The 12,944-nt window shown below is 33.6% G+C and carries 13 protein-coding genes; all 13 read right to left on the bottom strand.

Features of this window, described 5'->3' with window-relative positions; genetic code table 11:
- Window position 1 precedes the first annotated feature (1 nt).
- Window positions 2–421: an META domain-containing protein gene (locus tag ACFPVY_RS04590; protein WP_379790604.1), complete on the bottom strand. Its 420-nt coding sequence runs from the start codon at window positions 419–421 to the stop codon at window positions 2–4.
- Between the two features lie 79 nt (window positions 422–500).
- On the bottom strand, window positions 501–1,910 hold the full coding sequence (locus ACFPVY_RS04585) for a sensor histidine kinase (protein WP_379790602.1): 1,410 nt from the start codon (window positions 1,908–1,910) through the stop codon (window positions 501–503).
- Window positions 1,911–1,919: 9 nt separating this feature from the next.
- Window positions 1,920–2,582, bottom strand: coding sequence for a response regulator transcription factor (locus ACFPVY_RS04580; RefSeq protein ID WP_379790601.1), 663 nt, complete (start codon window positions 2,580–2,582; stop codon window positions 1,920–1,922).
- 3 nt (window positions 2,583–2,585) lie between these two features.
- On the bottom strand, window positions 2,586–3,899 hold the full coding sequence (locus ACFPVY_RS04575) for a DUF3570 domain-containing protein (RefSeq protein ID WP_379790600.1): 1,314 nt from the start codon (window positions 3,897–3,899) through the stop codon (window positions 2,586–2,588).
- 27 nt (window positions 3,900–3,926) lie between these two features.
- Window positions 3,927–4,136: a DUF4266 domain-containing protein gene (locus tag ACFPVY_RS04570; protein ID WP_379790598.1), complete on the bottom strand. Its 210-nt coding sequence runs from the start codon at window positions 4,134–4,136 to the stop codon at window positions 3,927–3,929.
- Window positions 4,136–5,119, bottom strand: a complete 984-nt coding sequence (locus tag ACFPVY_RS04565; RefSeq protein WP_379790978.1) for an FAD:protein FMN transferase — start codon at window positions 5,117–5,119, stop codon at window positions 4,136–4,138. The genes ACFPVY_RS04570 and ACFPVY_RS04565 overlap by 1 nt, the downstream gene beginning before the upstream one ends.
- Window positions 5,119–5,553, bottom strand: a complete 435-nt coding sequence (locus tag ACFPVY_RS04560; protein WP_379790597.1) for a thioredoxin family protein — start codon at window positions 5,551–5,553, stop codon at window positions 5,119–5,121. The genes ACFPVY_RS04565 and ACFPVY_RS04560 overlap by 1 nt, the downstream gene beginning before the upstream one ends.
- 80 nt (window positions 5,554–5,633) lie before the next feature.
- The gene (locus ACFPVY_RS04555) at window positions 5,634–7,592 is read right to left on the bottom strand and encodes an LTA synthase family protein (RefSeq protein WP_379790596.1); all 1,959 of its coding nucleotides are present in this window, start codon (window positions 7,590–7,592) and stop codon (window positions 5,634–5,636) included.
- 105 nt (window positions 7,593–7,697) lie between these two features.
- Complete coding sequence (locus ACFPVY_RS04550; RefSeq protein ID WP_379790595.1) at window positions 7,698–9,725, bottom strand: hypothetical protein; 2,028 nt, start codon at window positions 9,723–9,725, stop codon at window positions 7,698–7,700.
- 62 nt (window positions 9,726–9,787) lie between these two features.
- Window positions 9,788–10,327, bottom strand: coding sequence for a GNAT family N-acetyltransferase (locus tag ACFPVY_RS04545; RefSeq protein WP_379790594.1), 540 nt, complete (start codon window positions 10,325–10,327; stop codon window positions 9,788–9,790).
- Entirely contained in the window at window positions 10,324–10,518 is a 195-nt protein-coding gene (locus tag ACFPVY_RS04540) for a hypothetical protein (protein WP_379790593.1), read from the bottom strand. Before ACFPVY_RS04540 ends, ACFPVY_RS04545 begins: the two co-directional genes overlap by 4 nt.
- A gap of 257 nt (window positions 10,519–10,775) precedes the next feature.
- Complete coding sequence (gene fabG / locus ACFPVY_RS04535) at window positions 10,776–11,522, bottom strand: 3-oxoacyl-[acyl-carrier-protein] reductase (RefSeq protein WP_296149526.1); 747 nt, start codon at window positions 11,520–11,522, stop codon at window positions 10,776–10,778.
- A gap of 73 nt (window positions 11,523–11,595) precedes the next feature.
- Window positions 11,596–12,918: a Na+/H+ antiporter NhaC family protein gene (locus ACFPVY_RS04530; RefSeq protein WP_379790592.1), complete on the bottom strand. Its 1,323-nt coding sequence runs from the start codon at window positions 12,916–12,918 to the stop codon at window positions 11,596–11,598.
- Between the last annotated feature and the right edge of the window lie 26 nt (window positions 12,919–12,944).

Here is a 12,944-nt window from a genome sequence, read left to right as displayed (position 1 = left end):
TTTATTTTTTTGTAAAGCAAAGTACTTTGTTTTCACTTCCGTCATAAAAATAAAGTTTTTTGCCTAGTTTGAATTTTTGGACTGTATTAAATGCTGTCATAAATTGATTTTCTCCAGAACCTTCGCAGGCCATTTTTGTTCCCATAATTGGTCCGAAAGTAATTTTGTCTTCTTCAACTTTAAAAGTTCCCGACATTGAGTTACATCCAGAATTTCCCGAAACTCTGCTTTCTGCTGGATCAAAATTTAGCGTTGGAATTTTGGCAAAATCTTGTTTGTCAATCGCTTTTCCGTTGATTTCAGCTAATTCCCAAGAAGATTTTGAAAGTTCGGTAACAGCTTCTGCGCCTTTTTTGCAAATGCAAGACTGTAATCCGACTAAAACGATAGCGCAGATAATAGTTAAAAATCTTGTTTTCATAATTTTATTTTTTTAGGTTTTTTATAAATTTACCGAAATAGTATGGTAAAAGAAAACCTGTTAAGAATAATTTGAGAATTCAAACCTCCAGAAAACTACTGTTATTTCGTTTAATTGTCATGAAAACACAAACTCCTTTTTCTGTATTATTTTCAATTTTGAGATCAATATGAAGCAAATCACACAGTCGTTTTACAATCGAAAGTCCAAGTCCTGTTCCTTTAATTTCAGGATATTCAGTTGAATTTGACCTATAAAAAGAATTAAATACTTTTTCTAAATCGTATTCCAAGATTCCAATGCCATTGTCACTTATCATGCAATACACATTATTTTTTTCAGATTTCAATTCAATTTCAATTTTTCCGTTTTGATTAGAATATTTTGTTGCGTTTGAAATTATGTTCCCGATGATTATTGAAAACAAATTCAAGTCAGTTTCAATAAAAATCTCTTCGTTAAATTTATTTAAAACCTGGATATTTTTAGTCGTTATTTTTTCAGAATATCTAGACAAAGTATCTAAAACAACGGCGTTTAAGTAAACACTTTCAATTTTCAGAGATTGCTTTTGATTTTCTAATCTGGCCAACATAAGCAATTCGTCAACAAGAAAATTTAACCTGTCAACTTCCTTGATACAAAAATTTATTTTTTCTTCGTATTCTTTCTGATCTCGAGGTTTTCTAATTAATACTTCAAGAGTTCCTTTAATGACTGCCAGTGGAGTGCGAAGTTCATGAGAAGCATCTGAAGTAAACTGTTTTTCTCTATTTACTGCATTTTCGATTCGATCTAAAAGATTATTTATAGTCTGTGATAACACAAAAAGCTCATCTTTATTCGATGGCAATGGTATTCGAGATTTTAAATTATCTCGAGAAATAATGTTAGAAGTTTCAATAATTGAAGCTACCGGCTTTATGCTTCTTCCTGCAATAATTCTGGCAATACCAAATAAAATTAATAGAATTAAAGGATATAAAACAAACAATATTTGGCTCAAATTGTTCATCACCATTATTGCGTCTTCCAGCGAAACTGCTACCAAAATATAACCAACAATTTTATTTTCCTGGTAAATAGGTATTTGCGATTGACGGATATTAAAGGATTGAGCTAATTGGGCATCGCGAAAATGATTGTCTGAAATGTCTTTTTTAAATTGAAGCTCTGATTTTTTTAAATTGGGCGATTTATCAATTATTTTGCCTTTTACATCTACAAATTGTATGAAAATCGGATTCACATCGAGCGTGTTGTGCTCTTTTTCTTTCCATTCATTTTCATCAATCAAATGAAAGGTATTGTTTTCAACTTTTATTTCTTCTAATAATTTTTTAGTTTCAATTCTTATATCGCCTTCCAAATGACTGTATACACTCGTTTTTATCGTAAAAAAAATCACTAAAAAAACAACCAATATCAACAATGCTGTACTGATTATATAATTAAAAGCGATTCTATTTTTAAACGAAAATGGAAGCATAAATTGTACTTAATCATTTGCAATATAACCTATTCCACGAATTGTTTTTATGTAGTCTTCTTCTTTTTTTAGATTTAATTTTTTTCGAATAGCGTTTATAAAAACATCAATAACACCCGTATCATATTCAAAATGTATGTTCCATACATCTTCAATAATTTGAGTTCTAGTGCGAACATTCCCTTTATTTTTTATCAAGTAAGCCAATAAATCAAACTCTCTTTGTGTAAGTGAAACTTCTTCATTTACCACAAAAACTTGATGTGTAGAAAGGTTTATTTTTATTTTTCCTAAATTTAATTGGCTGTTTTCGAACTGATTCCTGAAATGAATCTTAATCCGTTCTAGCAATTCTTCAAAACTGAAAGGTTTTTTGATATAATCATTAGCGCCCGCCTTTAAACCTTCTATTGTTTCTTGAATGGTATCTTTTGCAGTAAGAAAAATGATTGGAATTTTAGTGTCATTTTTCCTAATTGCTTTACAAACTTCAAGCCCTGTGATTTTTGGAAGCATCCAATCTAATAAAATCAAATCGGGTTTATTTTTTAAAGCCAATTCAAGTCCTTTTTCGCCTTCGTAAGCCACGAGAACTTCATAATTTTCTTCTTCCAAACCTTGTTTCAGAAAATTGGCAATCCCTATTTCATCTTCTACTACAAGAATTTTCATTTTTTATTGCTTGACAAATTTGATTCCGAAAGATACGATATTTGCGTCCAATCCGTCGCTTCTGGTATAATGATTAAACCTGAAATCGATGTTTTTGATGCCAAATTTCCAAATTTTACTTCCCGTGAAAATATCGGTATAATTGATTCCAAATCCATATTGATTCGCATTAAAGGTCGATAAATCATAATCGGACGTATAATATTTTTCAGTTGACAAATGTTCTTCATACGGTGCAAAATATTTAGAACCTGTTTGCGAATAATAACGATACATCGGGAAAACCGTAAACCTTTCGGTCAATTTTATAGGCAATTCAAAACTCGCTGTATGGGCTTGAACACCCCAATTATCGGTATAAAAACGGTAATAAGTTCTCAAAACAAAAGTCTCATTAATGTAGTAATTCAATCGAGCACCAAGTGGCAATTTGAAACGGGAATCGGGCAATCGCTCAATATCATCTGCCAATTGAAACTCATTGATAAAGGAATCGGCAACATCGCTAAAATAAATTCTTTGATAAGGTGTTGACAACAAACCTTGCTGTTGTAAGACATCTGCAAAAAGCGACAATTGCATTTTTTTATTGATTACTTGGGAAAAACTGAACGTTAAGGCAAACGAATTTCGGTTCTTGTTATCATGAAATTTAAACTTTTCAGGATTGTAATTGGTGTTTCCAATAATATCAAAACGATTGAAAATTCCACCGTTTAAATTATTTCCATTATCTGAAAAATCTTGAAGTTCCTTCGGATAAATTGGACTCCAAGTGTCCAAATATACATTGGCAGAAACATTGATTTCGGTGTTTTTATTATTGAATAATTTGGTAAAACCGCCACCAAAACCAATCGAAGAATAATCATATTCTACCGAACCCGAAGCGTGAGCGTTCCAAATTGTGTTTCGATCGTCTGAACTATGGCTGTAATTCACCACCAAAGTCGTCAACATATCTTGGGCTGATGCTCCTGAACTAGCCTGCCACGGACTTGGCGCGCTACTGTCAAACGGATTGATGTTTCCAGACGAAGCTGATGAATAGGCCGAAAGTCCTGCATCAACCGTCAACACATCGTCATCGTTTAACGGCATCGCCACCACGATTGTCGGTGTAATATCGGTCAATTCCTCCATTCCATTTCCTCCTGAAACAGCCGAGTGAACTCCGTCCTGCTTGTAATAACTCATCAAGAAATCGACTTCGGTAGTTTCTAAAACACGCTTTTTGAAAACTAAAGTAGAATCTTTTTCTTGTGCGAAAACGGTCAAGCCGAAAAGTAAAAATAACAATACGAGGTATCTTTTCATTTTTGTTTTTATCTGAATCAGATTATTTTAATTGCAACCGCAACCGCCACCTGTTTTTCCGCCATTTGCGCCAGCCGAAGCTTCTCGGTAGACTTGATAATTGGTTTCGAAACGCTCTGTTGAACGTGCCGTTAATTTCATATCAGGATCATTTATTTTTTCTTTTTCGTATTCTTTTACGGAACTGCAGGATTGCAAAACAACCAAGCTCAAAAGGGCAAATGCTACTTTTTTCATTATTGAAATTTTTTAATGTCTATATTTTTTGAAGAGTGCACCACACCCTTATCATCGACGATAATACAACCTATCCCTTTTAATTGATTGACCAAATCCAGACCAACATCAACACCCAAAACAAAAATTCCGGTGGCTAAAGCATCGGCAATTTCGGTCTGCTTTGCAAATACCGAAACACTCACGATTCCTGTTGCTGGATAGCCTGTTCTTGGATCGATAATGTGTGAATACCTGATTCCATTGAACATCACGAATTTTTCATAATTCCCAGAAGTTTCCACAGAGCTGTCTTCCAATGGAAAGGTGGCGAAGGCTTTATTTTTATTCATCGGGTTGACGATTCCAACACTCCAAGGCTTTCCGTCGGGTTGTTTTCCCCAAGCATTGATGTCGCCCGAAACATTCACAATTCCCGAAGTACAGCCTTTTGAAATCAACAATGTTTTGACTTTATCAGCAATATAGCCTTGCCCAATTCCGCCAAGGCCTAATTTCATCCCGACATCTTTTAGAAAAATAGTTTTATCCTTTTCGTTCAGAATTATCTTTTTGTAGCCAATTCTTTCAACTGATTTTGCAATGGCTTCAGCAGTTGGCATTGCCTTCATACTTCCGTCAAACTTCCAAATTTTGTCCATCGAAGCATATGAAATATCAAAAGCACCACTGGTTAATTCCGATACTTTGATGGCTCTTTGCACCAATTGAAATACTTCATCATCTACTTTTACAGATTGGATTCCTGCATTTTTATTGACTTGAGATATTGGTGTGGTCGGAATCCAATCGGAAATTTGGTTCTCGATTCGTTTTACTTCGGCTACAGCCAAATCAATAAATTCATTAGCTTTTATAGTGTCTTGAGCTACAACTGTAACCTCAAACGGACTTCCCAACATCGACAATTTTCTTTTATGGACAATTTGCCCAAAAGAGTTTGCGAAAGTGAGAACGAAAATTAGTAGGATTGCTTTTTTTATCATTTTTCAAAAGAATGAATGAGTTCTAGATATTCTTCGGCAGGAATGTTTTTGAAACTTTCCATTCCCAAAACTTTTCCGTTTTTATCCAAAAGAACTACTAAAGGAAAATTTCCTGATTTGTTGTATTTTTCAGCCAACGCCTTGTTTTCGTTCGTCAATTCTTCTGAAAGCTGGTTGCCTTTCTTTTTAGGAAAATCAGCTTTGTAAGTTACCCAGCGCTCTTTTGAAGCTTTTCCAAATGCTTTAGATTGCCAAACATTTTTATCCAACTTGATACACGGAGCGCACCAATCTGAACCTGAAAATACCAAAAGGATATTTTTATTTTCTTTAACCGCTTTGGATTTTGCACTCTTAAAATTTGATTCCCAGTTTTGAGAAAATGCCATTGAAGATATAGCTAAAAAAAGAAATAAGATTATTTTTTTCATGTCGATTAATTGTATACCAAATTTAACGAGGAATAGATTTGATTCTTGCACTTGCTATTCAATCTTAAGCCAATCTTAATTTAATTCTTTTTGCGATTTACAAATAGGTAATCCGCAGATTGATAGAATGAAATAGTTTCTTTCAAAAATTCATTACTTTTCGATATCGGAATTAAATTGTTGGTTGTTTTATTCCATCTATAAAAATTTTGCTTCTGCTGATTAGACAAAATCATAATTTTATCGTTTTTCATTAAGCCCAATTTTAAATAAGTTCCTACGAAAGCTCTTTCTTCAAAATCATTTGCCAGCACATTTTTTCCATAAAAATCAGAAGTATAATTCCAATGTAATATTTCAAAGAGAGTTGGAAGAACATCTATTTGGGAACATAATTTATTAGTTTTTTGAGGTACGATTCCGTCACCATAAATAATTGCCGGAATATGGTAATTGGCAACATCAATCTCGTCTTTTCCCGCAGAACTTGCACAATGGTCGGCCACAATAACAAAAATTGTATTCTTGAACCAAGGCTTAGTTCTTGATTTTTCAAATAACTTTTTTAAGGCAAAATCAGCATATTGAACAGCTCCATTTCTGCCCGTCCCTGAAGGAATTGCCACCTTTTTATTTGGGTAAGTGTAAGGTTTATGATTGGAAGTGGTCATTATAAAATTAAAAAAAGGTTTGTGTTTTGCATCATAATGATCTGCAATTTCAATCATCTTGTTGTAAATATCTTCATCGCAAACTCCCCAAGCATTTTCAAATGTAACTTCGCCATCGTTGATATTATAACGTTTCGCTTTTATATCTTCCTGCAGAATGCTGCCTCTGCCTCTATCGTAAATATCAAACCCGTTTCCTCCGAAGAAAGCGTTCATATTATCAAAATAACCATCGCCTCCATAAAAGAAATTGCACTGATAATTTTTGCTTTTAAAAACATTAGAAATTGTATAAAGTCCAGCGTTTTCAGGACGTTTCACAATACTACTTCCTGGAGTTGGCGGTATTGAAAGTGTTACAGCTTCCATTCCTCGAACGGTTCTTGTTCCTGTTGCATATAAATTTTTAAAAAGCAAACCTTTCTGTGCCAAATCGTCCATAAAGGGCGTTATTGACATTTTGTTACCAAACTCTTGCATAAAATCGGCACTCATGCTTTCCATCAAAACAAATACAATATTTGGAGTTTGTGAACTATTCAAACTATCTGAAATTTGTCTTTGAATTGAAAATTTGTCAGAAGTAAATCTCGAATTATTAGTTTTTAACTTATTTCTGACTATTTTAAAAGCTTCTTCATTTGGTATAGTCGAATAAAATGAAAGGTAATCAAGCTTATTATTTCGTAACTCGGCAAAAAAAGAGTAAATTCCAGCTTTAGAAATTTCGTTGTTATATCGATTTGAAGACCATTCAGCATCTGAGTTTTTCACATAAAAAACGTAGAACAAAACCATAAATATGGAAACCAAAAAAGGCACAATTCGTTGTTTAAAAGCAAGTTGATTAACGAAAGTTCTATTAAAATAACGCTTTTTAAAAAAGTAAAAAGAAATTCCAAAACAAATAAATAAAATTGCTGGAATTAATACAATCAATGGATAAGATTCATTGATATTTTCTACAACTTCAAAGGTGTAAATTAAATAATCGACAGCAATAAAATTGAAACGACACTTGAATTCGTCCCAAAAAGTGATTTCTGCAAAAAACGTGAAAACTAAAATCAGCAAAGTAATATTGAAAAAACAATAGATAACTATTTTGTCAAAAGATTTACCTATCCATTTTTTAGGCATCAAAAGAATGTAGAAACTTGAGAAAAGCCAAACGAAAGCCAACACACCTACATCAAAAAATAGTCCGTATGAAAAAGTTTTAATAATGGAAAACAAGGAAGCTGTCACTTCCGAAAATTGTAAAACAAAAAACAATAATCTGATTCCGAACGAAAATAGCAAAAACCATTTTGTAAAACCCACCAAAAGACTGTAACGTTCCTGTAATTTTAAATCTGAAAAAGTCATCCCTAATTTTTTTTCAAATTTGAGATTTAAAGATTCAGATTCCCTTAAGATAATCTAAAGACTCACTTAATCTTTGATTAAGAACAGCTTAAGAAACGCTTAATTTTAAAGCAAGCCGTGGTATTTTCTAATAAACCATTCTGAAGCTAAAGAAATCGCGATTAAAACTAAAAGCCAAATCCAGTCTACCAGCGGCGTTTTTTTGGTAATTGCTTTTTGAACGGCTTTGTAGTCTTCGTTTTCCAATAAAGATTTCACCAAATCATCCACTTGATTTGGATGGAAAAGTTTTCCGTTAGTTTGCGAAGCCAATTGTGTCAATTTATTCAAATCTGGATTCACGAATTGTTTTTCAATGTCAAAATCCAAAACTTCAAACGAGCTCGTGTAAGTCGCTTTTGATTTTGCTTCTACAACTTTAAAACTATAAATTCCAGCGGAAAGTCCGTCGAGATTTACTTTATAGGAGTTTGTTGATTTTAATAAATCATAGTTTTTGGTTTGCTTCGTAGCTTTATTTGTCAATGAAATGGTCAGTTTTGCATTTTCATCAAACTCATAATTCTTGTTAAAATATTGCGCATTGATTTCAATTGCTTCACCAGAATTGTAGAAACTTTCATGATTGACAACCAAAGATTTCTTCGCATTATTAGATGCCAAAAACTGGATGGTTTTATCTACAAAAACATCAAATTTATCGAAAGATTGATTGTCGATGTGGCTTTGCAGCCTCCATTTCCAGATATTTTCTCCCAAAAGAAATGCGCTTCTTTTTCCTTGATTTTCGGCATAAGCCAACAATGGCGAGCCTGTATTTACGTTTCTGATTCTTGACGAAAGCAAGACATCAACATTTTCTTTCGCGGTCACCGTTCCAAAAGAATTTTGCAGTGGCGGAAGATTTTCAAAACCAATATTATCAATCGCAAACAAATTAAATTGCGTGCTCAAATCAGCCAAATAATCTTCTTTCTGACTGCTCATTTTAAACTTCAAACTGTTTTGCATTTGGTTCAAAAAGTTAAAATCAGTATTTGTTCCGGTGATAATCCAAGTGTTTAGACTGGCATTTTTATTCGCTTCAAAAACAGATTTGAATTCAGAAGTTGGTTGGTACAAAACAAGAATATTATAATCTTGCAACGAACTGATTTTATTCGGATTAACAACGGTTACTTTACGTTGTAGATTAGTTTCAATGGAACGTTTTAAAGCACCAATATCTGGATGATTTATTGCAGAAATTATCGCCACTTCCGATTTTTGATCGATAACTTCAACTGCAAAATTCTTGATATTGTTGTACGTATTTTTCTCTTGTTCTTTTGAAGTAATCGAAGCTTTAAAAACTTGAACTCCGATGTTATTTGCAGGCAATAAAACATTTAAAACCTGTGATTTTTTGGAAGGAGAAAAGGAAATACTTTGTTTGCTTACAACCGAATTTCCTTGTGAAATACTGAAATCCGCTGTAACACTTTTGTTTCCTGAATATTGAAGAAAAACTTCTACCGGAAATTTATTTTTGTGGAAAGCGTATTTATTTACGTTCAGTTGATTGATTTTTAAGTCCAAAAAAGTGGTCGTGTCACCCAGAATTACTGGAAAAACTTTGTTATTTGGATTGAAACTGTAAACGTAATCGTTTCCCGAAGTTTGGTTTCCGTCGGTTAAAATTATCGTTGGGAACGTTGCATTTTTATTAATGCTTTTTAAGTTTTTGGCAACTTCATCAATATTGGTTTGGTTTCCCTTAAAATTAAAGTTGTCAGAAAGCTCAAATTCATTTGAAAATTGGTACGACTGAATCTCAAATTTTTCTTGTAAATCTTTATTAGAAACTAACTTTTTATAAATTTCTAACGACGTTTCATTTGCCTTTAACTCAGAAATAGAACTTGAATTATCAACAACAATCGGCAAAGGCGTTTTTACAATCTCAAAAGTATTGCTTGTAATCTTTGGATTAATCAGCAAAAGCAAAATCCCAAAGATGGAAAAAAAGCGAAGAAAGACTAAAAGAAGATTTGTTTTCGACTTATTCTTAGTCCGAAAAAAATATTGAAAAAACGACAAACCTCCCGCTATTAGTACTGAAAGTAAGATTAATAGGATTGTGTTTGTTGTCATTTTTTAGAGTTAAAAAATTTAATGATTGAAAGATTTAAAAATACTAAGCTCACGGCTAATAGTTAATCTGTAGAAAGTTTTGCATATCCATAATTATCAGACCATCCAGATTTTAAAGGTAATAGTTTTCTAGTATGTGCTTCTCTGAGCATTCCAACTTTTTCTAAAACTTTGATAGAACCAATATTTTCAACCGCGCAACCTGCTTCTATTCTATGTAATTTTAAATCATTGAAACCAAAATTTAAAATTTCGCTCAAAGCCTCAGTTGCAAAGCCTTTACCCCAAAATTCTGTGTCAAATTTAAACCAAACTTCAGCGTTTTTATATTTTATTTTTCCAATATTAATTCCAATTAAACCAATAAGCTGAGCGTCACTTTTCAATTCAATCGCAAATGTAAATCGCTGTGTGTTTTCTTTGCTATTTTCTAAAATCCAATTTTTAAGAATTGCCTTTGTTTCTTCAATACTGTGAGGAATTTCTGAAGTATTAAATTTAGCAATTTCTTCATTTGAATTTAAAAGATGAATTTTCGCAGTGTCTTGTTCTGTTACAGGCCTTAATATTAATCTTTCGCTTTTTGTTTTTAAATTTGTCATTTTAAGTTTTCCTTTTTCTCCTTAATTTTTCCTAGTATAAAAATTATTATTGATAAAGCTAGAAGAATTAGTCCGTAGGTTACCATTACCTGACCAGTTACAAAACCAATTTCAAATTTCCCATAAATAAAAAATATCCCAACAAGGATAATAATTATAGCGCATATTCCAATTCCTTTACTATTTTTCATAATATCATTTTGAGTACTCAATATTGACAATCAAAGTCATAGCCCCGATTGAAGCGGAAATCCTTTCATTAAAAAAATCTATTTTTTCTTAGCGTGAAAGAGCGACCAACGGAAGCTCCTTTCACGCCTTAGAAAAAAAAATTTTTTGATGAAAGATTGAAGTGAAAAGCGGGAAAAGCTTCAAAAAAGAATGGCAGATTTTAGTTTGCAGATTACAGTCAAACTGCGTACTGAAAACTGCTTTCTGCTATATAATATTAAGTAAGCATTCCTCCGTCCACGTTCATAACTTGTCCTGTGATGTACGCGCTCATGTCTGAAGCCAAGAAAAGACAGGCGTTCGCAACGTCTTCAGTTGTTCCGCCACGTTTCAACGGAATTCCGTCTCTCCAGCCTTGAACTACGTCGTCGTTTAATTTTGCGGTCATTTCTGTCTCGATAAATCCTGGCGCGATGGCGTTACAACGGATGTTTCTTGAACCTAATTCTAATGCTACCGATTTTGTAAAACCAATAACACCAGCTTTTGACGCTGCATAATTTGTTTGTCCGGCGTTTCCTTTCACTCCTACAACTGAACTCATATTGATGATCGAACCTTTTCGGTTTTTCAGCATTGTTTTTTGAACGGCTTTGGTCATATTGAAAACCGATTTCAGGTTTACGTTGATTACCGTGTCGAAATCTTCTTCAGAAATACGCATCAAAAGGTTGTCTTTTGTGATACCAGCATTATTGATCAAGATATCGATGTTTCCGAAAGTCGCGATTACGTCGTCAACTAATTTTTGCGCTTCGTTGAAGTCTGCCGCGTTTGACTGGTAGCCTTTTGCTTGAACGCCAAGGGCAGTCAATTCGTCTTCTAAAACTTTAGCCGCTTCTGCTGATGAACTGTATGTGAATGCCACGTTTGCTCCGTGTTTTGCAAAAACTTCAGCGATTCCTCGCCCAATTCCGCGACTTGCGCCTGTGATAATCGCTGTTTTTCCTTCTAATAATTTCATTCTATTTTAATTTAGTTTGCTCTTGTTAGGTTGACAAATATAAGAATTCAATTGCAATGAAATTGAGTATCGTTTAATCTTTCACGAATTTATTTATCCTTTTGTCCCAAGCCGAACTGTAAATTGCGATTATCATAAAAACCAACAAAATATAGTTGTACCAAGCATTTGAAATTAAGTCGAATAGCTGTAATTTTCCTTTGGCAAAACTTAAAATAAGCAAAACTTGTGCGCCATAAGGCAAAAGCCCTTGAATTACACAACTGAAAACGTCTAAAATTGTAGCGACTTTCTTTGGACTCAATTCAAATTCATCGCTGATTTCTTTAGCGATTTTTCCGGTGATTACGATGGAAACGGTGTTGTTCGCAATGGCCATATTTGTAATTCCGACCAAAGTTCCGATTCCCATTTGAGCGGATTTTTTGTTCTTTATTTTCGATTTTATTTTATAAAGTACATAATCAATTCCGCCTGCTGTTTGAACCAAAGTTGCCAAACCGCCTGTTAACATTGATAGCAAGAAAATATCGGTCATGCTTAAAAAACCTTCGTAGATTTTCTGCGTAAATTGTAAAAGTGTAAAATCGTTTCCGAAGAAGCCGATAATTCCAGCGATTAAAATTCCGATTAATAAAGTCATAAAAACGTTCACTCCAATTACGGCGAGAATTATGACCAAAATATAAGGAAGAATCGACAGCAATTGATAGTCGCCTTTTTCGATAACGACGGAACTTACTTCGGAATTAAATCCTAAATAAGCCAACAATAAAATCGTAATTATTGCCGCCGGAAGCGCGATAAACAAATTGACTTTAAACTTGTCACGCATTTCACAACCAAGCGATTGCGTTGCGGCGATTGTTGTGTCAGAAATGATAGAAAGATTATCGCCAAGCATGGAACCGCCCAATAATGAACCGGCAATTAACGGCATTGACGCGCCACTTTTATCGGCCAAACTTATGGCGATTGGTCCCAAAGCAACGATTGAACCTACGGAAGTTCCCGTGGCTGTTGATAAAAACGAAGCGATTAAGAAAATTCCCAATGGAAAATATTCGGGGTCAATATTATTTATTCCCAAATTCACTACGGAATCAACGGCTCCCATTGCTTGCGTTACCGTTGCAAAAGCACCTGAAAATAAATAAATCAGACACATTGTGATGATTTGGCTGTTGCCACAACCTTCAATTAAAGTATCGATTTTGGATTCTATGGATTGTTTGAAAATGACAAAGGCGACGATAATCCCAAGAACAACAGCAATTGGCGAAGGCAACGCATAAAAATCATTCAGAAGGATTCCGGCTCCCAAAAAGGTAAAAATAAAAACGAAAAAAGGAATTAAGGCGAATGCATTGCCTTGAATTTTAAGATGTTTCATCATCGATTTGCTTAAAAATTAATAAAGCT

Origin of the sequence: Flavobacterium qiangtangense (genome assembly GCF_042658345.1) — a bacterium.
GTDB classification, from domain to species: domain Bacteria; phylum Bacteroidota; class Bacteroidia; order Flavobacteriales; family Flavobacteriaceae; genus Flavobacterium; species Flavobacterium qiangtangense.
The sequence above is the reverse complement of the archived record's forward strand: the minus strand, read 5'-3'. Positions and strand labels throughout refer to the sequence as shown.

Bases quoted from the DNA above. Each gene is read 5' to 3' on its own strand.
- ACFPVY_RS04590 (WP_379790604.1), bottom strand. From the start codon at position 421: ATGAAAACAAGATTTTTAACTATTATCTGCGCTATCGTTTTAGTCGGA.
- ACFPVY_RS04585 (WP_379790602.1), bottom strand. From the start codon at position 1,910: ATGCTTCCATTTTCGTTTAAAAATAGAATCGCTTTTAATTATATAATC.
- ACFPVY_RS04580 (WP_379790601.1), bottom strand. From the start codon at position 2,582: ATGAAAATTCTTGTAGTAGAAGATGAAATAGGGATTGCCAATTTTCTG.
- ACFPVY_RS04575 (WP_379790600.1), bottom strand. From the start codon at position 3,899: ATGAAAAGATACCTCGTATTGTTATTTTTACTTTTCGGCTTGACCGTT.
- ACFPVY_RS04570 (WP_379790598.1), bottom strand. From the start codon at position 4,136: ATGAAAAAAGTAGCATTTGCCCTTTTGAGCTTGGTTGTTTTGCAATCC.
- ACFPVY_RS04560 (WP_379790597.1), bottom strand. From the start codon at position 5,553: ATGAAAAAAATAATCTTATTTCTTTTTTTAGCTATATCTTCAATGGCA.
- ACFPVY_RS04555 (WP_379790596.1), bottom strand. From the start codon at position 7,592: ATGACTTTTTCAGATTTAAAATTACAGGAACGTTACAGTCTTTTGGTG.
- ACFPVY_RS04550 (WP_379790595.1), bottom strand. From the start codon at position 9,725: ATGACAACAAACACAATCCTATTAATCTTACTTTCAGTACTAATAGCG.
- ACFPVY_RS04545 (WP_379790594.1), bottom strand. From the start codon at position 10,327: ATGACAAATTTAAAAACAAAAAGCGAAAGATTAATATTAAGGCCTGTA.
- ACFPVY_RS04540 (WP_379790593.1), bottom strand. From the start codon at position 10,518: ATGAAAAATAGTAAAGGAATTGGAATATGCGCTATAATTATTATCCTT.
- fabG (WP_296149526.1), bottom strand. From the start codon at position 11,522: ATGAAATTATTAGAAGGAAAAACAGCGATTATCACAGGCGCAAGTCGC.
- ACFPVY_RS04530 (WP_379790592.1), bottom strand. From the start codon at position 12,918: ATGATGAAACATCTTAAAATTCAAGGCAATGCATTCGCCTTAATTCCT.